21 protein-coding genes are annotated in these 19938 nt (G+C 60.7%); 10 read left to right on the top strand and 11 right to left on the bottom strand.

What is annotated here, in order from left to right; translation table 11 throughout:
- Positions 1-22: 22 nt before the first annotated feature.
- Both hypA and P8X48_00100 read right to left on the bottom strand, forming a co-directional pair.
- Entirely contained in the window at positions 23-388 is a 366-nt protein-coding gene (hypA, locus tag P8X48_00105) for a hydrogenase maturation nickel metallochaperone HypA (protein MEJ2105712.1), read from the bottom strand.
- Positions 381-629 carry a HypC/HybG/HupF family hydrogenase formation chaperone gene (locus P8X48_00100; GenBank protein MEJ2105711.1) on the bottom strand — a complete coding sequence of 83 codons (249 nt, stop codon included), beginning with the start codon at positions 627-629 and terminating at the stop codon, positions 381-383. Before P8X48_00100 ends, hypA begins: the two co-directional genes overlap by 8 nt.
- Positions 630-885: 256 nt before the next feature.
- Here P8X48_00100 and P8X48_00095 point away from each other — a divergent pair, with 256 nt between their 5' ends.
- The 8 genes from P8X48_00095 to P8X48_00060 all read left to right on the top strand — a co-directional run bounded on the left by P8X48_00095 (position 886) and on the right by P8X48_00060 (position 8254).
- Positions 886-1419 carry a HyaD/HybD family hydrogenase maturation endopeptidase gene (locus P8X48_00095; protein MEJ2105710.1) on the top strand — a complete coding sequence of 178 codons (534 nt, stop codon included), beginning with the start codon at positions 886-888 and terminating at the stop codon, positions 1417-1419.
- A complete protein-coding gene (locus tag P8X48_00090) occupies positions 1416-1847 on the top strand; it encodes a hydrogenase expression/formation C-terminal domain-containing protein (GenBank protein MEJ2105709.1) in 432 nt (143 codons plus the stop codon). Before P8X48_00095 ends, P8X48_00090 begins: the two co-directional genes overlap by 4 nt.
- 35 nt (positions 1848-1882) lie before the next feature.
- The gene (locus P8X48_00085; GenBank protein ID MEJ2105708.1) at positions 1883-2992 is read left to right on the top strand and encodes a hydrogenase small subunit; all 1110 of its coding nucleotides are present in this window, start codon (positions 1883-1885) and stop codon (positions 2990-2992) included.
- Positions 2989-3648 carry a hypothetical protein gene (locus P8X48_00080; protein ID MEJ2105707.1) on the top strand — a complete coding sequence of 220 codons (660 nt, stop codon included), beginning with the start codon at positions 2989-2991 and terminating at the stop codon, positions 3646-3648. The genes P8X48_00085 and P8X48_00080 overlap by 4 nt, the downstream gene beginning before the upstream one ends.
- A complete protein-coding gene (locus P8X48_00075; GenBank protein MEJ2105706.1) occupies positions 3645-4943 on the top strand; it encodes a (Fe-S)-binding protein in 1299 nt (432 codons plus the stop codon). Before P8X48_00080 ends, P8X48_00075 begins: the two co-directional genes overlap by 4 nt.
- Complete coding sequence (locus P8X48_00070) at positions 4940-6706, top strand: nickel-dependent hydrogenase large subunit (GenBank protein MEJ2105705.1); 1767 nt, start codon at positions 4940-4942, stop codon at positions 6704-6706. Before P8X48_00075 ends, P8X48_00070 begins: the two co-directional genes overlap by 4 nt.
- Positions 6707-6755: 49 nt before the next feature.
- Positions 6756-7337, top strand: coding sequence for a HupE/UreJ family protein (locus P8X48_00065; protein MEJ2105704.1), 582 nt, complete (start codon positions 6756-6758; stop codon positions 7335-7337).
- Between the two features lie 128 nt (positions 7338-7465).
- Positions 7466-8254, top strand: coding sequence for a DMT family transporter (locus tag P8X48_00060; GenBank protein ID MEJ2105703.1), 789 nt, complete (start codon positions 7466-7468; stop codon positions 8252-8254).
- Positions 8255-8333: 79 nt separating this feature from the next.
- Here P8X48_00060 and P8X48_00055 read toward each other — a convergent pair whose 3' ends face one another.
- The 5 genes from P8X48_00055 to P8X48_00035 form a co-directional block, all read right to left on the bottom strand.
- A complete protein-coding gene (locus P8X48_00055; protein ID MEJ2105702.1) occupies positions 8334-9335 on the bottom strand; it encodes a hypothetical protein in 1002 nt (333 codons plus the stop codon).
- 41 nt (positions 9336-9376) lie between these two features.
- Positions 9377-9751 carry a hypothetical protein gene (locus P8X48_00050; GenBank protein MEJ2105701.1) on the bottom strand — a complete coding sequence of 125 codons (375 nt, stop codon included), beginning with the start codon at positions 9749-9751 and terminating at the stop codon, positions 9377-9379.
- Between the two features lie 30 nt (positions 9752-9781).
- Positions 9782-10324 carry a flavodoxin domain-containing protein gene (locus tag P8X48_00045; protein MEJ2105700.1) on the bottom strand — a complete coding sequence of 181 codons (543 nt, stop codon included), beginning with the start codon at positions 10322-10324 and terminating at the stop codon, positions 9782-9784.
- Between the two features lie 91 nt (positions 10325-10415).
- Complete coding sequence (locus P8X48_00040) at positions 10416-11990, bottom strand: GMC family oxidoreductase (GenBank protein ID MEJ2105699.1); 1575 nt, start codon at positions 11988-11990, stop codon at positions 10416-10418.
- Positions 11990-12541 carry a hypothetical protein gene (locus P8X48_00035; protein MEJ2105698.1) on the bottom strand — a complete coding sequence of 184 codons (552 nt, stop codon included), beginning with the start codon at positions 12539-12541 and terminating at the stop codon, positions 11990-11992. The genes P8X48_00040 and P8X48_00035 overlap by 1 nt, the downstream gene beginning before the upstream one ends.
- Positions 12542-12848: 307 nt before the next feature.
- Here P8X48_00035 and P8X48_00030 point away from each other — a divergent pair, with 307 nt between their 5' ends.
- Positions 12849-14201 (top strand): ATP-binding protein, encoded by a 1353-nt coding sequence (locus P8X48_00030; GenBank protein MEJ2105697.1) that lies wholly within the window; start codon positions 12849-12851, stop codon positions 14199-14201.
- Positions 14202-14207: 6 nt separating this feature from the next.
- Here the strand turns inward: P8X48_00030 and P8X48_00025 are convergent, their stop codons facing one another.
- From P8X48_00025 to P8X48_00010, 4 genes are all read right to left on the bottom strand, one after another.
- A complete protein-coding gene (locus P8X48_00025; protein ID MEJ2105696.1) occupies positions 14208-15008 on the bottom strand; it encodes a M48 family metalloprotease in 801 nt (266 codons plus the stop codon).
- 97 nt (positions 15009-15105) lie between these two features.
- The gene (locus P8X48_00020) at positions 15106-16884 is read right to left on the bottom strand and encodes a cytochrome c peroxidase (GenBank protein ID MEJ2105695.1); all 1779 of its coding nucleotides are present in this window, start codon (positions 16882-16884) and stop codon (positions 15106-15108) included.
- Positions 16885-17423: 539 nt separating this feature from the next.
- Positions 17424-17702 (bottom strand): hypothetical protein, encoded by a 279-nt coding sequence (locus tag P8X48_00015; protein ID MEJ2105694.1) that lies wholly within the window; start codon positions 17700-17702, stop codon positions 17424-17426.
- Positions 17703-17774: 72 nt separating this feature from the next.
- Complete coding sequence (locus P8X48_00010; GenBank protein ID MEJ2105693.1) at positions 17775-18968, bottom strand: MFS transporter; 1194 nt, start codon at positions 18966-18968, stop codon at positions 17775-17777.
- Positions 18969-19251: 283 nt separating this feature from the next.
- Here P8X48_00010 and P8X48_00005 point away from each other — a divergent pair.
- Positions 19252-19938 (top strand): hypothetical protein (locus P8X48_00005; GenBank protein ID MEJ2105692.1); only part of this gene is annotated, 687 nt, incomplete at its 3' end.

The raw sequence follows: 19938 nt of genomic DNA, 5'->3' as shown, positions 1-19938 counted from the left end.
TCTCCCCGGCACGATAGCGGGCTCAGGCTCGTGCCGGTTCTCTCTCGGTATCCATCTCTACACTTGCCAGCAGGAGTTCGTCGCCGCTGATCAAACGGGTGTGGTAGTCGCCGCAGGATCCGCACAACAGGCGGTTGATAGCAGCGTCGCTGTCCTCGCCACAGGTTTCGCAATGCACGCGCACCGGCAAGGTCTCGATAATCAAGTCGGCCCCATCCGCGACCGTGCCCGCGCTGGCGATGGGAAAGGCCTGCGCCAGCAACTCCGGTTCCACACCGGACAAGGGGCCGATGCGTACGGTGATGCCGGTCACGGCACGGGCTTCATGGTCCGCGGCGATGGCGCCGACCTGGCGCAGCATGCCCTGGCATACCGAAAGCTCATGCATCGCCCGGCTCCGTCGCGCCTTCGGCCGCCAACATTTGATCGTACAGCTCCCAGGCGGAATGGGCCTCCTGTTCGCTCATTTTCTGGATCGCATAGCCGACGTGGACCATAACGAAGTCCCCTGGATTCAGGGGTTCGTCCTGCATCATGAACAGGCTGACATCGCGTGCCACGCCCTTGGCCTCGCAGCGGGCGTTGTACCCGTCGATAGAGACGATTTGCATGGGTATGCCCAGACACATATGCGCAATCCCGGGAAATGGACAATCAGTATATCGCCAACGCCTTGCACACGTCAGACGTAGAATCGGCCGTCCATGGATACAGGGTTTTGATATATATCAATAGTATGATCGTTCAGGCGCGTAAGCTGTCCGCCTGACCGGAAGCAGCGCTGACAAATAATCCAGCCGATAACAGAATATTTACAGTCCGTGCGCCAGCAGTTCACAGGAAAGGCGCTACACTGGTCGGGACTGTGAAAGGAGGAGCTGAGAAGTGCGCAGCAAGACTCTCGTGCTTGGCCTGGGCAATACCCTCCTCGCTGACGAAGGCGTCGGTGTCCACGCACTCGCGCACCTTCGCAACACGCTCGCAAAAGACGCCCCCGATCTGCTGGACCGTATCGAGTTGCTCGACGGCGGTACCCTCAGTTTCACCCTCGCGGGCGCTATCGAAGATCACTCCCATCTCATCGTCATCGACGCCAGCCGCTTCAACGCAAGCCCGGGCACCGTTCGTGTTTTCGAAGGGGCGGCCATGGATAACTTTCTTGGCAACGGAAAGCGTTCGAGCGTGCACGAGGTCAGCCTGCTGGATCTCCTGGCGGTCGCCACCCTGGCGGGTCACTTGCCGCGACGGCGGGCGCTGATTGGCGTGGAACCCGAGAGCATAGACTGGGCGGATTCGCCGACACCGTCGGTAGGGGCCGCGATTCCCGAGGTCTGCCGACAGGTCATCGCGCTGGCACGCCGCTGGCACCATGGCCAGGCCGACGTTCCCGAGCCCGTTGCCGCAGGAGCGAACCCGTGAGCTCTCTTGACGACATTTCGGTCACCACGGTCGATCCCGACGATGACGCCAGTGTTCTGCGCGAAAACGTGCGCGCCATCCTGCACGAGATCGAGGGCATGCTGGATACCTTGCTGGTGACTGGCGAAACAGGCGCGATCGACATCCGCAGCCTGCCCATGCTTCCCGGCGACTACGATGCCCTGGAACTCGCCCTCGGCAATGGCGAGGTATCGGCAGAGTTCGATGGCGGCAACGGGCCATCGGTGGTTTCGGAAACGGCCGTTCCCGGGGTGTGGTGGGTCACCCACTACAACGACGACGATGAGATTGCGGCCGAATTTATCGAGGTGACGCGCATCCCCGAACTCCTGTTGTCACAGGATGAGGATATGCGGGATGGCCTGGATGTCCTGCGCACGCGCCTGCGCAATGCCCTCAGGCACTAGCACGACCGACCCGGCGCTTGCCACGAGGAGTGATGATGAAGAAGCAGACGACCCTAGGAGACCAGCTGCGGCAGCGCGGTATCAGTCGCCGTACATTCCTCAAGCTGTGTGCGATCACGACCTCGGCCATGGCGTTGCCACCGACCATGATCCCACGGGTGGCAAGGGCACTGGAGAAGGCACCACGCCCCTCAGTGATCTACCTGTCGTTCCAGGAATGCACGGGTTGTCTCGAGTCCCTCACACGCTCCCACGCGCCGACACTGGAAAACCTGATCTTCAATTCCATTTCGCTGGACTACCAGGACACCCTTCAGGCGGCATCGGGCACGGCCGCGGAGGCGGCGCGGGAAACGGCGATGAAGCAATTCTATGGCAAGTATCTGCTCATCGTCGACGGCTCCATCCCGACCAAGGACAATGGCGTCTATTCCACCAGTGCCGGTCGCACCAACGTGGACACGCTGAAAGAGGTCGCCGCCGGCGCGGCTGCGGTTGTGGCCGTCGGTACCTGTGCCTCCTTCGGCGGCATCCCTTACGCCAACCCGAATCCCACCGGCGCCGTTCCGGTGAGCGATCTCATCAAGGACAAACCGATCATCAATGTCTCGGGCTGCCCTCCTATCCCGGTGGTCATCACCGGAGTTCTGGCGCACTACCTGACCTTTGGCGAGATCCCGGCCCTGGACAGACTTGGGCGACCGGCGGCCTTCTATGGCGAGTCCATCCACGACCGTTGCTACCGGCGTCCGTTCTACGACCAGGGAAAGTTCGCCAAGAGCTTCGATGACGATGGGGCACGCAACGGCTGGTGCCTGTTCGAGCTCGGGTGCAAGGGCCCGACCACGCACAATGCCTGCGCGACCACCAAGTGGAATGGCGGCGTCAGCTTTCCGATCGAGTCGGGCCATCCCTGTCTCGGTTGCTCCGAACCCAACTTCTGGGATGGGGGTGGTTTCTATCGCGCGCTGAGCCAGACCACGGCGCCGGTCGGTATGTGGGCCGGTGCCGCGGCGGTGGCCGGTGCCGCCGGTGGTGCCGCCATGGGTGCGGCCGGACGCCGCAAACGTGCCGCGGCGAAACGGGAACACCACGTGGTCACGGCAGAGGAATTGAAAAAGAAGGGGAAGGAGGGACAATCATGACCGCCCATGATGTGTTGGTCTGGGTACGAGGTCCGGCGATGCAGTTCTCGCTCGCGATCTTCTTTCTCGGGGTCATACTTCGTATCCTGGAGATGTGGCTGCTGGGGCACTCCCGCGACCTGGCGGAACCGCGGCGCGGTGGTTTCTGGTCCGGTTGGCGTACGGTATTCCATCGTTCGCTACCGGCCCCGGGGATGATTCAACGGGAACCGCTGGTGTTTTTTGGTGGCTACACCTTTCATCTTGGATTCTTCATCAGCCTGGTGTTCTTTGCCCCGCACATCGAGCTTTTCCATGGCGTGTGGGGAATTCGCTGGCCGGGGTTGCCGGCATCCGTGATCGATCTTGTCGCGGTTGTAAGCATCGCCGCGCTGGTCGCCCTCCTGGCCCACCGCCTCGTTCACCCGGTGCGCCGCTTCCTTTCCAATGGCGGAGACTACCTCGCCTGGGCCGTCACCTTCCTGCCACTGCTCACTGGCTACATGGTGGCGCACGAGGCCGTACTGCCGTACACGCAGATGCTAACGGTTCATATATTGACGGTCGAACTGCTGCTGATCGTGCTGCCGTTCACCAAATTGACCCACAGCTTCACCATCTTCCTCTCCCGCTGGTACAACGGCGCCATGGCGGGACGCAAAGGAGTGGCGTCATGAGCGATACAACCCTCAAGAACGGCGTCAATGCCCTCGTCGAACAGATCGACTCGCGCGTGGCGTCGTTCTTCAACAGCTGCGTGCACTGCGGCATGTGCGCCGATGCCTGCCTGTTCTACACCGAGACCGGCGATCCCAAGTACACGCCCATTCACAAGCTCGAGCCAATGCGCCGGGTATGGAAACGCAACTTCACGTTCTGGGGCAAGCTGGCTGCGATGGTGGGGCTGAGCAAGCCGATTACTGACGAAGAACTCAAGGAGTGGGAACCGCTGGTCTACGACAGCTGCACCCTGTGTGCCCGCTGCCCCATGGTAGGCCCGGTGGGAAATGACATCGCCTACATGATCAGCAAGGAACGTGCAGGCATGGTCGCCGCCGGTCACGCACCGCCCGGTCTCAAGGGTGCGACCGTGCGCGCAGTGGAGATCGGCAGCCCCATGGGCGCCACCTGGAAGACCGTACAGGCGCAGATCCGGCACACCGAGGAAGACACCGGCCTGAAGATCCCGGTAGACCAGCAGGGCGCCGACTACATGGCGATCATGTCGGGCATGGAGACGGTGAACTTCCCGGAGTATCTCGGCTCCCTTGCCCGCATCTTCAAACAGGCGGGTGTTAGCTGGACCCTGTGTTCGGACGCGGTCGAGGCCACCAATAGCGGCATCCAGATCGGGTCGCCGGATATCGCCGCGGAACTGGTGCAGCGCATCGTCGACGGGGCCGAGAAACTGGGAGTCAAGTACGTCATCAGCCCGGAATGCGGGCATGCCTACATGGCCATCCGCTGGTCAGGGCCGAACCTCATCGGCCGCCCGTACAAATTCAAGGTCATACACATCCTCGAGCTCCTCGATCAGCTGCGCGAAGAGGGCCGGCTGCGCACCGAGGGCATGGAAGACGAACGCGTTACTTTCCACGACCCCTGCCAGCTGGTGCGACGGGGAGGCGTGCTCGAACAACCGCGGCGCCTGTTGAAGATGGTGGCGAGCAACTACGTGGACATGCCCGACCCCGGCGTGTGGAACTGGTGCTGCGGCGGCGGTGGCGGGGTCAGCGCCAACGAACGGGCGGACGCGTTGCGCATCAAGGTGTTCAGCCGCAAGAAGGCACAGCTGGACGCAGTTGGCGGCGTCGACAAACTGGTGACCTCCTGTTCCAATTGCCGCATCGTCATGGAGGACGCCGTTGACGCCTATAACCTGAACTTCAAGATCTTCGGCATGGCCGAAACCATCGCCGCGCACCTGCCCTCCGATACCAAGACCGCAGAATCGGGAGAATCCTCATCATGAGCCAACGCGTCGTCGTCGACCCCATCACCCGTATCGAAGGCCATTTGCGCATCGAGGCGCAGATGAACGGCGACCATATTGCCGAGGCCTTCTCCTCCGGCACCATGGTGCGTGGTATCGAGATTATCCTGCGCGGCCGCGATCCACGCGATGCCTGGGCCTTCGCCCAGCGCATCTGCGGCGTGTGCACCCTGGTGCATGGCATCGCCTCGGTGCGCGCGGTGGAAAATGCGCTGACGTACGCCATCCCGGACAATGCCCAACTCATCCGCAACCTCATGATCGGCGCCCAGTTCGTGCACGATCATGTCATGCACTTCTATCATCTTCATGCCCTCGACTGGGTGGACGTGGTGTCGGCCCTGAAGGCGGACCCGAAGGCGACATCGACGCTGGCGCAAACCATCAGCAGCTATCCCAAGTCCTCGCCCGCCTACTTCGCCGACATGCAGACGAAGCTGAAAAATTTCGTCGAGTCGGGCCAACTCGGGATCTTCGCCAATGGCTACTGGGGCCACCCGGCCTACAAGCTACCGCCGGAAGCCAACCTGATGGCGGTAGCGCACTATCTCGAGGCCCTGGCCTGGCAACGTGACGTGGTGCAGATCCACACCATCTTCGGTGGCAAGAACCCGCATCCGAATTTCCTCGTCGGCGGCGCACCCTCGGCTATCAGCGTGCAAACCAAGAAGGGGCGGGGCAAGGGACCGCGTCATCGCGGTGGTGGTGGTGGTGCGACGGCGGTGGACCTGACCGGGCTGGAGATGGTCAAGAACGTCATCGACAAGATGCGCGCCTTCGTCGACCAGGTGTATGTGCCCGATACCCTGGCCATCGCCGGTTTCTACAAGGACTGGAGCAAACAGGGCGAGGGCGTGGGCAATTTCATGTGCTACGGAGATTTCCCCGAAACCGCCACCATGGATCCGGCGCACTTCCTGGTACCGCGCGGCGTAATCCTCAATCGCGACCTGACCACCATCCACGATGTCGACCTCAACGCGTCGGACCAGATCGAGGAATACGTGGCCCACTCCTGGTACAAGTATCGCGGTGGCAAGGACAAGGGCCTGCACCCGTACAAGGGCGAGACCGAGTTCGATTTCACCGGCCCCACGCCGCCGTACGATCAACTGGATGTGGACAAGGGCTACTCCTGGCTCAAGTCGCCCCGCTGGAAGGGAAAGCCCATGGAGGTCGGGCCCCTGGCGCGGGTGCTCATGCTTTATGCCAAGGGCCATGAGCAGACGCGCGAGCTGGTGAACATGGCGTTGCGCACCCTGGATCTGCCGACCAGCGCCCTGTTTTCGACCCTGGGACGTACCGCCGCGCGCACGCTGGAAACCAAGATCTTCGTCGATGCCATGGACGGCTGGTACCAGCAATTGATCGCCAACATCAAGGCGGGCGATGTCGATACCTTCAATGAAGCGAAGTGGGAACCCTCCACCTGGCCGGGGACGGCCAAGGGGGTGGGATTCACCGAGGCACCGCGCGGGGCGCTCGCGCACTGGGTGGTCATCAAGGACGGCAAGATCGACAACTACCAGGCAGTGGTGCCGAGTACCTGGAACGCAGGACCCCGCGATGCCAAGGGACAGGGTGGACCCTATGAAGCGGCGCTCAAGGGACACAAACTGTACGATCCGAAGCAGCCGGTGGAGATCCTGCGCACCATACACAGCTTCGATCCATGCATCGCCTGCGCCGTGCATGTCACCGATCCCGAGGGTGAGGAACTGGTAAAGGTCAAGGCCGTATAGCCGTCGCTTCACCCCGGCAATACAGAAATTACAGAGTAAGGAGAACGACATGAGACGATCCGGATTTCTGCTGGCAGCACTGGTACTGGTCGGCATCTCGCCGGCGGCATGGGCACATCCCGGGCATCTCGTCGGGACCGGCTTTAGCGCCGGCCTGCTGCATCCCTTCACCGGGATGGATCATCTGCTTGCCATGACGTCCGTGGGTCTGTGGGCGGCCCAACGCGGCGGTCGGTCCCTGTTCCTGATCCCGGCGAGCTTCGTGTTGATGATGGCCGCAGGCGCCATCGCCGGTGCCGCCGGAGTGCCGCTACCTCTGGTACAGCCCGGCATCTTGGGGTCGGTTATGGTATTCGGCCTGTTGATCGCCCTCGATTCCCGCCTCCCCACCGCGGCGGGCATGGCCATCGTTGGCGCGTTCGCCGTCTTCCACGGCTACGCCCATGCGGTGGAGATGCCGGCCCAGGCAAGTCTGGCCGACTTCGGCAGCGGCATGGTGGTGGGCACCCTGGCCCTGCATGCGATCGGCATCGGCCTCGGATCGCTATCCGCCCGGTTCCCGCGGATCGCGCTACAAACAGCCGGGGCGGGCATCGCCCTGGCTGGAGTTGGCCTGCTGTCGACCCTGTAGAACCTCCTCATTTCGCAACCCGAAGACGGAAGAGCCCGATGCCGCCTGTCGGTATCGGGCTTTCTTGTGCCCGACCGCAATTTACAGCGGTTTGTGCCGCGTGTACCGTTTCGAAGAAAAATACGAACATGCGCACAATAATATTCACCAGCCTGGCGCTTATTGCCTTTGCCGCGAACGCGGTACTTTGCCGTCTTGCCCTAGGCGAACAGAGCATCGATGCCGCGGGCTTCACCATCATTCGCCTCACCTCGGCTGTCGTCGTGCTCGGGCTGATTCTGGCTTTTCGCGGGTCCGCGTCTGCAATAGAACACCACGGCAGCTGGCGCGCCGCATTCATGCTGTTTCTGTACGCCGCCTCGTTTTCCTTTGCTTATCTCACGCTCACGACAGGTAGCGGCGCCCTGGTTCTCTTTGGATCGGTACAACTGACCATGATTCTGGTCTCGCTCCATCGGGGTGACCGTCTTGGCTGGCTGGAGTGGACGGGGGTCGTGCTCGCCTTCGGCGGATTTGTCTGGCTCGTGTTGCCTGGAATTGCGGCTCCGTCTGCAGCGGGCTTTGCCCTTATGACGGTCGCGGGCATCGCCTGGGGCGCTTATACCCTGCTTGGGCGTGGCTCGACGAAACCACTTTCGGATACATCGGCCAATTTCCTGCGAACTCTTCCCTTCCTGGCCCTGCTTCTTCCCGTCCTTCTCTGGCGCAGACAACTGACGACCGAGGGAGTAAGTCTGGCCATGTCATCCGGCGCGATCGCATCGGGTGTGGGCTATGCGATCTGGTACCGCGCGCTTGCCGGCCTCAACAGTACCTCCACGGCGGTGGTCCAACTCTCGGTACCCGTAATTGCCGCAGCCGGGGCGTGGTATTCGTGGCAGAGACAATTTCCTTCCGCCTTGCCCTGTCCACCTTGATGATTCTCGGCGGGATTGCCCTGGTAATCGGCAGACGTTCACGCGTCTCACAGCAGAGTCCGTAATGCGATGAAGCGGGCTAGCCGCTGTGTCTGAGATAATACTGGCGCATAGCGATCCTAACCGGCCCCATGTTCAGCTGGTAGAAACCGAGGCCGCCTTTGCGCAGCTGGAATCTGTAGATCGAACCCTCCGCAAACCGGCCCCAATACTCCGGATAACCTGACAATGTAAGTCGTGGCAAGTCCGGTTGCGGCGGACGGTAGCTGCCATCGGCCGTGCGCACGTACTCATATGTTTGGAAGCCTGCAGTATCGGTCAGGGCGTTGACGCGCAGCGCACCGGGATAGGCCGCGGCGCCTGCCGCCAGGCCCAGCATCACGGCCAGCACGGTGCTCTCGAGCATCGGCACCGAATTGTTTCGCAACCAGCGACCGGCGATTACGCCGACCACGATCGCCAACAGAAAATAAACAAGATAGAACGGCGCGCTGGCATAGACCTCGCTGCGCAGGAACAAGCCATCGATCATGGCATAGGCGGCGAACACGAAGAACGCGACAACGACCGCAAGGGCCCGCGGGCTGCGCTCCAGCGCAAAGGACATGCCTGCGACATTCTCGCCTCGTTCGATCCTGAGATCCGGCGCGGCCTTGGCGATGTATTGCATCACCGGGGTTTCATCGATGGCTGCATCGATGGTGTACGGGCGGGCTCCGATCAGGCGGCGCCACTCGCGCAACGGCGAGGTTTCTGCGAATTGCACCGGATTTACCCACAACAAAGGAGCGATCTTGCGCTGCTTGCCATGCCCTTTGAGCGCGAGCACCGGGCCTTGCGGGCCGACCCGCATGGGCATGACCGTCAGCGATGCCGAGCGAATCTGATCCCAACGCAGGGACCAGCCTGGCTGGATCGCCTGCAGGAAACCCGCCGACAATTTCCAATACACGATCACCGCGACCAGAACGGTCAACGCACCAATGGCGATTCCCAGGAACCAGCCCAGGCGCCGCTGGGACCGCGACCGCGCATACATGCGCTTCTGCAATTCAAGCCTGTCCGGAATGGCGCTGTTCATTCTTGTCCCTGTTGTTGGTGCTGCGGGGTCCCGATTCCCGCCTATTGCGACCGCTTTGCGGCCTTGAAGAACACGGTCGTGATCAGTTCGACTAATACACCATAGACCATCCCGAGTGTGACGGTCCACAGGAACATGCTGCCTTTGCTGAACTCGGGGTTGTCCGGCGCCATCAAGCCGCTGAACGCCAATGGCAGACTGAAGACGAATCCCATGAACAGGCCATGCAGGGACCAGTGGCGCACTTTCAGTCCGCTGATCCCGATTGCAAAGCCGATCAGCGTCCGACTGACAAAGATCTGGGCAACCACTGGCCAGGCCAATCCGCCGGCGCCACTTGATGCAATTCCGACACAGACGACGCCAAACAGCATTCCCGATGCAGTGGCAACAACAACGCGTTTGATTCGATCCATATGCATCTCCCGGTTCGATTCGCAGCCAAGTCAGTGCCTCAGAGCCGCAAGGTATTCATCGGCAAAACGGTCCACCTGGTCCCAGTCGGTATACTCGTGATCCCGCGAAGTATCGGTACTTCGCCCCTCAGTGGTGGCAATCTTTCTCATGATGAAGCGGGTGACGAAACCGTATTTTGTATAGAGCAGGGCCCCGGCGAACACGGCCTGCTTCGCCGGTTGCCAGCCGGTTTCCTTCAAAAACGAACGCACCCACTGATCCACGAGTTGCTGTTGTTCGGGCCGCTTGTCCGCTACCGCGAGACCGACAGCGAAGAACGCCGTAGGCCGTGAACCCAGAGCCTGTTGCCAACGCTTGACGAATCGTATGACGGGGCGGGGGAATCGCATCATCCGGATCGGGGCCCCGATCAAAATGCCGTCGTAGGCTTCCGGTCTGAAGCTGGAGGGAATGTGATGAACATCAAGGCACTCCACCATGTTGCCCTTGTCCCGCATGCGCCGTGCCAGGCGGTCGGCAATCTTGGCGGTATGTCCCGTCGAAGTGCCATACAGTACCAGTATTCCGGCCATTGCCCACCTCCACGACTACGGTTCCGGGGCAGACTATTCTAGGAGCACTGGAAGGCCGGAACAATGATCACGCCGGACTTCCAGGAAGAGCTCAACTCCTGATTCGCTTCGCCAGCCGGCTTGCCTGGCGCGCGGCGAGCGCGTAGATGGGCATCGAGGGGTTGGCGCCGATACTGGTTGGAAAAAGCGAACCATCGATCACAGACAGGTTTTCGATCTGATGGTGATTGCCGTCGGTGTCGACCACGGATCTTTCCGGGTCCGGTCCCATCATGCATCCACCCATTACGTGAGCGGAAAACAGTTGTGCGTGCAGTGGTTGCATCGGCAGATCGGCGATGGCCTTGCGCGCCTGTTTCCAGTTTCCGTACAGCCTGGCGTCGCTATGCAGAGGCAATACCTTGTTGGCCCCGGCAGCGAACTGAAGCTCCGCCATGCTGGCAAAGGCCGCGCGGGCACCGCGCCACAAATAATCCGTAATCGGATAGTCCAGTACTGCGGTCCCGTCATCGCGCAGATGCACACGGCCGCCCGGGCTGTCCTCGTGGAACCCGTCGCGCAGCAGCGCGATGAGGGGCTGGATATGGGGAATCTGGTGCATGAAGCCGGCGTGAGCCTGTCCCCAGGCCTTGAAGGCCGTCGCCGCCAGCACCGGGTGCAAGGGTGCTGTTTCCATCTTGTAGCCGACCTCGCCGTCGACACCATCACGCCACAGGAATTCGTTGGAATAGACCGACTGCGGTGCACCATAGTAGGGATCGATACGTTCCGACATCATGGCAGCGCTTCCGGCCGTCAGGTGTAGAAAGGTCCGCCGACCCAGGAGTGCCGAAGGGTCCGGCACCTGCGAGCGCATAAGCAGGGCCGGACTTTCGATTCCACCGCCGGCAACGACAAAATGACGAGCCCGAACGCGAATCCGCACACCGGTCGTGTCTGATCCCTTGCTGTCCAGGGCCGAGCATTCCAGCATTTCGACCCGTCCGTCCTTCCACTTCAATCGGTCGGCGCGGCACCGCGTCAGCAGCATCGCCCCTTTTTGCAGGGCTCCGGGAATGGTGGTGATGAGCATGGACTGCTTTGCGTCCACCGGACAGCCGGTACCGCAGTAACCCAGGGAACGGCAGTTGTGGACATTGCGGTGCGCAATCTCGTGTTTCCAGTTGAGCTTCTTCGCGCCACGTTGCAGGGCGAGGTTGCTCGGGTTGTGCCGGGTCCAGAGTTGTACGCGCAGACGTTTCTCCATCTCCTCATACCACGGAGACAGTTCCTGTTCGTCGAACATGCCCAGTCCGTAGCGTCCGGCCCAATGCTTGAGGGTCGGCTCCGGAATATAAAAACAGATGGTCCAGTTGACTGTCGTGGAGCCGCCGAGGGCGCGACCCTGGAGTATGGTGATGGCCTTGTCCATGGTCTTGCGGCTTGCGACTTCCTGGTACAACTCCGGATACGCTTCCGCCTCCTGCATATGGAAGTCCGCGCGGGTCTTGAAATCCCCGGCCTCCACCAGTATCACCTTCAGTCCGGCACGGGCCAGAATCTCGGCCGCCACGCCACCACCGGCGCCGGTGCCAACGATTACCACATCGCCCTGTACCTCGCGGTCCTCCCGCAGTCGCTCACAGCGCACGACACGACCGGCGAAGCTTTCAATAGACGCGCTCATCACTTGAGAACCGGTGGTCCAGGGTATCCGATGCGGGGCCAGGAGCGTGGATTGCCATACCATGCGCCGGCAACAAGATCATGGAGCGCTGCGTATGCGCTACGCAGCAGGCGAAAACGGCTGTGCTCCCACCGTTTCAGCAGGTGTTCGATCTGGGCCGGCGTGGCCTTCTCCCAGGACGAAAACATCCCCGCGAGCAGGGCACGGGTGATGCTGTTGCGCAGCAAGTCGAACAGCTGCCGGATCTCGCCGCGAACCGATGGCGGGAAATAGCTAACTGCCAGATCGAAACCGTAAACGATCTCGTCCAGGACCTCCCCACGCGCCTTGCCATCCGGCAGGGCACCGGACAACAACACCGGTGCCACCCGACGCACGATCAGAGCATCCTGGTCTTCCAGCCAGGCATAGGGATTGGCGGCCGCCGCTGTATCTGCGAGCGATCTTCTGACGACAAGGCTCGAGCCGGCGAGCACAAGCACCCCGGCGAACGAGGTTTGGAGGAAACGGCGCCGGGCCGGACTGTGCTCTCGTGGTGGGTGGGTAGGCACGCTGGAGTCCAATGGTGGCTCGTTGTACCTAATAATAGTACCGCGCTTCCGGAGGCAGCGCCCGTGGGCCTGCCGCAACTGAATCTTCACGCGGGACAAGCCGCCTCAGCATTCCGCGGCGTTCTCGGCGACCCCTATTGTCCCGCCAGATTGTGCCAGTTCCGGGTCGATAGACGGGCTGGGGTCCGGGAATCGTTGACGGGCCCCTCCCGGTGAACTATTTACAGGGTATCCCCGGACGATACCGGAGTGGGCAAAACCGCCATGCTTTCCGGGAGTTTTCCTCTTACAGACAAGTACTGTTTCCGTGGATAAAGACAATTCCCTGCTTTCGGCGCCACGCCATCGCTTCACCCTGCGATTCGAATCCGCGGATCTCGAGCGGCAGTTCGCCGCAAGCATGTTCCGTTCGGACACGGTATTCGCCCGGGTTGGCCTTTTGCTCGCGATCAGCATGTATATCGCATTCGGCGTGCTGGACCTTTGGATTGTTCCTGCCGACCTTGTTACGACGGTCTGGGGCATTCGCGCCGCAATCGTCTTCCTGCTGACGTTCGGATTTCTCATCACGTTCTCCGCCGATTTCGAAAAACGCAGCCAGGCAATACAGATGGTCCTGGCCCTGATTGGCAGTCTGGGCGTGGTCGCATTGATTTTCGCGGTGCCGGAAGCGCCGGGGTATCTGTACTACGCCGCGGTGATCATGGCATTCATCTTCCTCTACGTAGTGATCGGTCTCCGATTTATCAATGCCTTTATCGCCAACCTCACGGTGCTGCTGGCGTACAACATCGTCATTCTCGTCTTCAAGGATGTTCCTCTCTATCTCGTGATCAACAACAATTTTCTCCTGATCGGGAATACCGTTGTCGTGGCTACCGCCGGATACATTATTGAATATCAGCGGCGACAGGGTTTTCTGAATGCTATGGTTCTCGGCCGACTGCGGGAGAAGGCGGACTCGGCCAATGCGGCGAAGTCGCGCTTTTTTGCCAATATGTCGCACGAACTGCGGACCCCGCTGAACGCGATCATCGGCTACAGCGAAATGTTGCATGAAGAGGCGGACGACGCCGGGAACACCGAGGCGGTTACGGACCTTGGAAAGATCGAAACCGCCGGTCGCCACCTGTTACGATTGATCAACAATGCGTTGGATCTGGCGAAGATTGAGGCTGGCAAGATCGAGCTTGATGAAGAGGACATTGAGGTTGCGGACCTGATCGGCCGGATTGAGGCAACGATAGCTCCTCTCGCCACCCGCAATCAGAACCGTTTCACGGTCGAAGCCACAAATGCGCCGAAGAGGTTGCGCGGGGACAGTATGCGACTGGAACAGGTGTTGATAAACCTGCTGAGCAATGCGACCAAATTCACCCGCAGGGGTTCGATCTCGCTCGCCATCGCCGGTGACGGGAACTTCATCGCCATGGCGGTTCGCGATACCGGCATCGGCATGGACAGCGACCAGGTTGCAGGCCTGTTCACCGAGTATATGCAGGCGAGCAGCAGCATTACCCGGGAATTTGGCGGCACCGGGCTCGGGCTGGCGATCACCCGTCAACTGGTGCAACTGATGGGTGGCACCATAACCGTTGAAAGCATTCCGGGGGAGGGTTCGACCTTCACGGTGCAGTTGCCCGGGGCCGGGGCGGTCTAGCTCGGGCTACTGGCGAAAGGCGTAAGTGGGGAGCGACTGTTCCTGACTCTTCTCATAGGCCGATTCCGCAAAATCCGCCATGCTCATGGCGAATTCCCTGCGCTGGCCCACGGGACCGTGGGTATCGAACAGTGTCTGGCCCACACCCTTGCGCGTAATCTTTCCGTAGAAACTCTTGATCGCTGCCGGTGATACGCCGCTGCGTGCCGCAAGCTGCACCCCGATATCGTCTGCTTCAAGTTCCTGCAGTCGGGACAAGGGCTGCAGACGGAGATAGACGGCAATATCCGAGTCCATCGAGTTCACAACATCCCGAACGCCAAGAGTTCGTCCCGGTGGTGCCGGATCGAACTCGGCAGCCATGGACAGCTGTTCCCGAACGTGCTCGGCGATGACGTGGCCGATTTCATGGGCAATGGCCATGGACAGCTCCTGGTCCGTGAGGTGATTGGAGCGGATGAACTGACTTCCGATGAGCAGTTTGCCGCCGGCCATGCTGAAAGCGGCGACGTCCGGCGAGGAAGCGACATGGACATCCCAGCGCCAGCCGGCGGAGTTCGGCTTGAGTTCGATGGCCTGGGCGATCAGGTGGGCGGCAATGCGCCGGACCCGAATCAGTGTCTTGCGATCGGCATCCAGCTCTCCGCGTTCCCGCAGGCGGGCCAATTTGACCCGATAGGCCTGGGCGGCCACGTCCTGGACCTGTTCGCGGGAAAAGGTGAAGTGCTGCGTGCGTCCGGTAACCGGAACGTCCGCGTAGGCGGTGCCTGCGCCAAGGAGAAATACCACCAGCAGAGAGCGAACCATACTTCCGCCTCCGGGTGATCCTCAGGACCGGATCACATTAATGTTACATACATCTTACAATGTACGCACAATCCGGTCGCGGCGCCAATTTTCGGACTCACTGCCGGCTCGAAAGTCCCCGGGATACCAGGAAATCACGCGGCCCACAGCAAATATGCGGCCAGGCGCTCGAGAGCCTGCTTTCTCCCTTCCAGTGGACATACGCCTGCCGCCTATGGGGCAGGCGTTTTTTCATAGCTGGTTTGACACGGGCATTCTCTTCCCGCAAAGAAAAACCCCGCCGAAGCGGGGTCAAGACTACCGGGTAATAGAACGGTTTCTTGCCAGCCTTGTTCGGCTTGGGAGCCTGCGCCGTCTCGGTGGCCGGCCGGGTCTTCAGATAGGCAACGAGTGCGGCTTCGTCACTCGAGGTCAGGTGCAGATCCCCCACGAGGAACGGTATATCGCCGCCCCCGAACTCCGGCTCCGGCCAGCAGTTGTTTGCCAGCGCCTCCTTCTCTGTATAGGGACCTGCATGGCCGACCACGTCTTCAGTGCACCGCACGATACCGAAAGATGCCGCGGTGGCCCCGCCAACGAATGCGGTGTTGTAGAAATGAACGATGCTCTCCATGCTCTTGAACCAGCCATTGTGCGCGTAGGCCTTGATGAATCCCTTACCCTTGCGCTTGTCCACGTTGCGCAGCGTCGGCGTCTTGAAGAACCCGGCCGGATGTGCGCCGGTATGGTCCGCGATACCGGTAGCCGCAGGCGGTGCCGTTGGCGACGAGGCGCCTCGCACGGAAATCTCCGGGTTCTCCGGCGTGCCGATGTTGTGGTAATCCTGCGCCGTATACAACTGGTGCAGTTCCGACCCGTCGTCCTTGGGGCCCGGGCCCGGAAGAACGGGATTGTCGGCATGACAGAACGCGCAGTTGGAGAACTTTTGTACCGGGCCATCCGCCGTCTGTACCGTGATCGGGGAGAAGCGGGTGGCGTAGAACAGATCATGACCGTAGTTCTCCTGATCCGTCAGGCCCACCAGCGGGAACTTCCCGGGCGTACTGTCCACATCGATTCCATCAAGCTCCCGCTTTAACGCAATATCGCGCCTGGAACTGAAGGAATTGAGATCCTTGGAACTCTGCCAGGCACCGACCGCCAGCATGAGCCGCTTGAAGCTGATGTCGTACTGTTTCTCGGGCGGAGAGACAACATCCGGAGCGCTCACTGCAACGGGATCGTCGCTGCAACTAATATCGACACCCCATGCGTCCTTGTACAAGGCGGCATACTTGGCCGCGGCGACATGCTCACAAACGGCCTTTCTCTCGATGTTCTGCTCAACCGGGTTGGGCATCGGATTCAAGGCCTGGTCGGAGGTCGGCCCAAAGTAACTGGCATAGCTTGCCGTCAGAAGCGCGGGCGTCCCCTGGAATACCTCATTGCCGATATGCCGTGTGGATCCCGGGAACAGTCCGATCGTGTTGCCTTCGGCGCGGCCGTCCCAGAAGTTGCCGCCGCAATAGTTGCCGGCACCGCCAAAAATACCGCCGTGGCTACAGGGCTGGAACGGCACGAGAAAACTTGCATAGGCATTGGTCGGCGGCTTGAGGTTGCCGATCGTGTGCGGATTGGCGCCGGTGATGGCGACCTGGTGCAGGTTCACGCCGGAAACGCTTCCGGTACCGCCCGTCTCGGGATCATGGCAACTAACGCACGCCATATTCTCCGGACTGGAGATCTTGTCGAAGAACACGTACTTGCCCAACAGCTTGAGCGTGTAGTCCGGTTCAGTTGTATTCAGCACCGCCTGTGCGCTACCCAGTAATAGCAGATAGAGCGGCAACGCGGCGAGAGAGAGAAAGAAAAACTTGAGCCTTTTTTGTTTGAGCACAATACACCCCCATGAATTTTCCATAATTCAAACGAAAATCCGACACGGCCCCCGTATGCCGCGGGTCAGCTACGGACTACTGAATTTCTGGACTCTTTTTCGCGGACAGGCGCGATGCTGTCCGTCTCCCCACCCCGGGAAGACAAGGTCATTCTGATACGAGAAAAGTTAAGAATCAATAAAGAACTACGTTGAATTTCACGAAACGAAACTGCCGATCATGATCAAGCTGAGTTATTGAGAGAAAAGTTTTCTTCAAACAAAAGATTAAACAAACAAGCTAAACCTGTCTGTTAAGTCTGCATTGGGGAGGGGTGGGGAATGCAGGGAGTGATATTTAGAAAATAGACCAGTTCGGATGATTTGCAAGGGGAATATCCGTTTGTTCGGGGGTATGGATGCAGAAGCAAACCGGAACGACCGGCATCGATCGAACACGTAACAAAAGCAACATCTTCCGTGCGGTGCCGATGCAACTCTGGGCGGTCAAGAAACGATGCACGTTCAGGTGGCGATCGCCTTGCCATCTCTTGATGTGCTCAATACCAGATCGCGATCGCCAGGGCCGTGATACCCAGGCCTGCCCCAATGGTGGCGACGATGCGGTTGTTGCGCACCGCCAGGGCGAGGTTGCGGTTGTTCTGTGCCAGGTCTTCGATAATCACCGCCTGCCGTTCGAGCAGGTTTTCCAGTTCGGTGAGTTTGTCTTCCTCCGACTTCGTACCGCCCTTGCGCTCGCGGATGGCGCGAATGACATCTGCCGCGGCGGAGATCACTCCCGGCGCCGCCGACAAAACCGTACCCAAAGGAAATGGCATGAGTCCTCCTGACTGCGAAAACGAACAAGTGGCTTCAGGACCGTATTCTAGCGTGCCCGGGCGCCGATGCGGTCAGGCTGCAGTACCAGCACGGCGCCACAGCGGCCGCATGGAAAAAAGGCCCAGCAATGGACCGGGCAACAGGATCCAGGCAACGCGCTCGGCCAGGGTCCCCCACAACATGGTCACCACCTCGATCGAAACAACACTGATTCCGAAACCGATAGCGTTCATGAATGCCAGCGCGCTGCCGACCCGTTCCGGCGGGCAGGCGCCGGAGGCGAGGGCGGAAAATTGCGGCGAATCGGCGACCACAAGGAATCCCCACGCGATCAGCACCAGGACCAGGACAAGTTCCGATGCACCGGCAAACCAGGGATACAGGAGACAACATGCCGCCGAACCGGCCAGGGCCGCGATGGCGACCCTGGCGCTGCCCCAGCGGTGACTGATCGAGCCACCGGCGATGCAACCAATGCCGCCGGCAAGAAATACGGCGGCGGCGACCAGGTAGATGAGATGGGTGTCGCGACCGAACTCCAGCCGTGCGACCAACAGCGGTACCACGGCGTAGAACGCATAGAGCTCCCACATGTGGCCAAAGTATCCAAATGACGCGGCGCGAAACGCCCGATTCCGGTACGACTGCAAGACCGCGCCCCATTGCAGACGGCGGGTGGAACCGTGGTGTGGACCGTCCCCCAGCCACCACACCAGGGTTCCGGCAACCAGGGCCAACACCGACGACGTGTAGATCACACCCTGCCAGCTTGTCGAGACATCCATACCGCGGACGAAATGGGGCACACCGCTGCCGACCACCAGCATACCCACCAGCCAACCGAGTACGGCGCCGGCCTTGTGCGGCGCCCAGCTCACCACCAGTTTCATGCCTATCGGATAGATACCGGCCAGGGCGAGACCGGTACCGAAGCGAAATAACAGGGCGCCACTGAGGCCGCCGGCTACGGCGAACAGGGCATTGGCCGTGGCGCCGAGTGCCGCGCTGGCGGCGAAGATGCGGCTGGCGGAAAAGCGGTCAGCGACGCCGGTAAGACTGACAATCAATGTCCCGCTGATGAAGCCGAGGTTCACCGCGCTGGTCAGATAGCCCAGTTCGACCGGCGTCAGACCCCAAAGGGCATACAGCTTGTCAGCGACGGCATTGGCACTGAACCAGAGCGAGGTGCCGAGCAATTCGGCAACGACGATCACTCCCAGGGTGGCGCGTACGGACAGACGACTGGAAGCAGAAGTTTCCGGCATCGGGACAAATCCAATCGGGTGAAAGAGCACATACTACGCCCCGTTTCCGGACCCTGCCTACCGCCCCCGGAGCGGGCCGGCCTGTTGCATGCTGGCGATCAGCTCGGGACTGAGGTCGGCCACAGAAAGCTGCGGACGGGCGCGGAGAGCCCCCCTCTGCTGGCAGAAAAAATCACAAAATGTCCGCCAAATGGCGTAGACAATCGTCTGACCGGCTTTTATCCTTTTGATAAATGTATTGTTTCTCCCGAACAGGCGACTCACTACAACCGGTCGTAATGCCATGAACAAGCTATCCCTGGGCTTCGCCCGCAACGGCGACAAAAAGAACTCCACCTTCTTCGAGGAGTACCTGCAGAAACTCCTGGAAGAACGGGACCGCATTGGGCTCACGGGCCTGATCGGCGAGATCGACGCCCTCATGCTGACGGTGGATCCGGGCCATTCCATCGACTACATCGCCGAACTGGCGCTGATGACGCCGTATCACTACCTCGTGACCCTGGAGAGCAATTCCCACTGGACCCATATCCTGCGCATCGACATGGATTCGCCAGACCTGCTGGTACGTGAGGTCAAGGATCCCAACACCCGTGGCATCTTTCGCAGCCTGAACGAGGTCTATCCCATAGGTGCCGCGAAACCCAACTGCCGCTACATGGGCGAGATTCTGCGGGTGACCGACCTGCACGACGTGGTGCAGCTGCAAAGCGAGCGGGAATTCCGGTTCTTTTCCCCGGACGAGGTGCGCCGGCTGTATCTTCCCGGATTCTTCGCGATCTCCAAGCGATCGCCTTACACCCCCATTATTTTTGGTTACATGGAACGGTCTCTGGAAGATCTGCTTGTGTACTCCCTGGGGGTTAGCAGCATTCGCGACGATGTGCGTGCCGTGTATGATTCCGCCAAGGAGCTGCAGGCGAAGCTGGGCATCGATCAGCTGGTGCTCCCCATCGACCACCTGGCCACG

Source organism: Acidiferrobacteraceae bacterium (assembly GCA_037388825.1).
Classification (GTDB): Bacteria; Pseudomonadota; Gammaproteobacteria; order Acidiferrobacterales; family JAJDNE01; genus JARRJV01.
This window is presented reverse-complemented; position numbering and strand designations above follow the sequence as displayed.

Bases quoted from the DNA above. Each gene is read 5' to 3' on its own strand.
- P8X48_00065 (MEJ2105704.1), top strand. From the start codon at position 6,756: ATGAGACGATCCGGATTTCTGCTGGCAGCACTGGTACTGGTCGGCATC.
- P8X48_00015 (MEJ2105694.1), bottom strand. From the start codon at position 17,702: ATGCCATTTCCTTTGGGTACGGTTTTGTCGGCGGCGCCGGGAGTGATC.
- hypA (MEJ2105712.1), bottom strand. From the start codon at position 388: ATGCATGAGCTTTCGGTATGCCAGGGCATGCTGCGCCAGGTCGGCGCC.
- P8X48_00010 (MEJ2105693.1), bottom strand. From the start codon at position 18,968: ATGCCGGAAACTTCTGCTTCCAGTCGTCTGTCCGTACGCGCCACCCTG.
- P8X48_00075 (MEJ2105706.1), top strand. From the start codon at position 3,645: ATGAGCGATACAACCCTCAAGAACGGCGTCAATGCCCTCGTCGAACAG.
- P8X48_00085 (MEJ2105708.1), top strand. From the start codon at position 1,883: ATGAAGAAGCAGACGACCCTAGGAGACCAGCTGCGGCAGCGCGGTATC.
- P8X48_00025 (MEJ2105696.1), bottom strand. From the start codon at position 15,008: ATGGTTCGCTCTCTGCTGGTGGTATTTCTCCTTGGCGCAGGCACCGCC.
- P8X48_00050 (MEJ2105701.1), bottom strand. From the start codon at position 9,751: ATGGATCGAATCAAACGCGTTGTTGTTGCCACTGCATCGGGAATGCTG.
- P8X48_00080 (MEJ2105707.1), top strand. From the start codon at position 2,989: ATGACCGCCCATGATGTGTTGGTCTGGGTACGAGGTCCGGCGATGCAG.
- P8X48_00070 (MEJ2105705.1), top strand. From the start codon at position 4,940: ATGAGCCAACGCGTCGTCGTCGACCCCATCACCCGTATCGAAGGCCAT.
- P8X48_00060 (MEJ2105703.1), top strand. From the start codon at position 7,466: ATGCGCACAATAATATTCACCAGCCTGGCGCTTATTGCCTTTGCCGCG.
- P8X48_00045 (MEJ2105700.1), bottom strand. From the start codon at position 10,324: ATGGCCGGAATACTGGTACTGTATGGCACTTCGACGGGACATACCGCC.
- P8X48_00100 (MEJ2105711.1), bottom strand. From the start codon at position 629: ATGTGTCTGGGCATACCCATGCAAATCGTCTCTATCGACGGGTACAAC.
- P8X48_00055 (MEJ2105702.1), bottom strand. From the start codon at position 9,335: ATGAACAGCGCCATTCCGGACAGGCTTGAATTGCAGAAGCGCATGTAT.
- P8X48_00040 (MEJ2105699.1), bottom strand. From the start codon at position 11,990: ATGAGCGCGTCTATTGAAAGCTTCGCCGGTCGTGTCGTGCGCTGTGAG.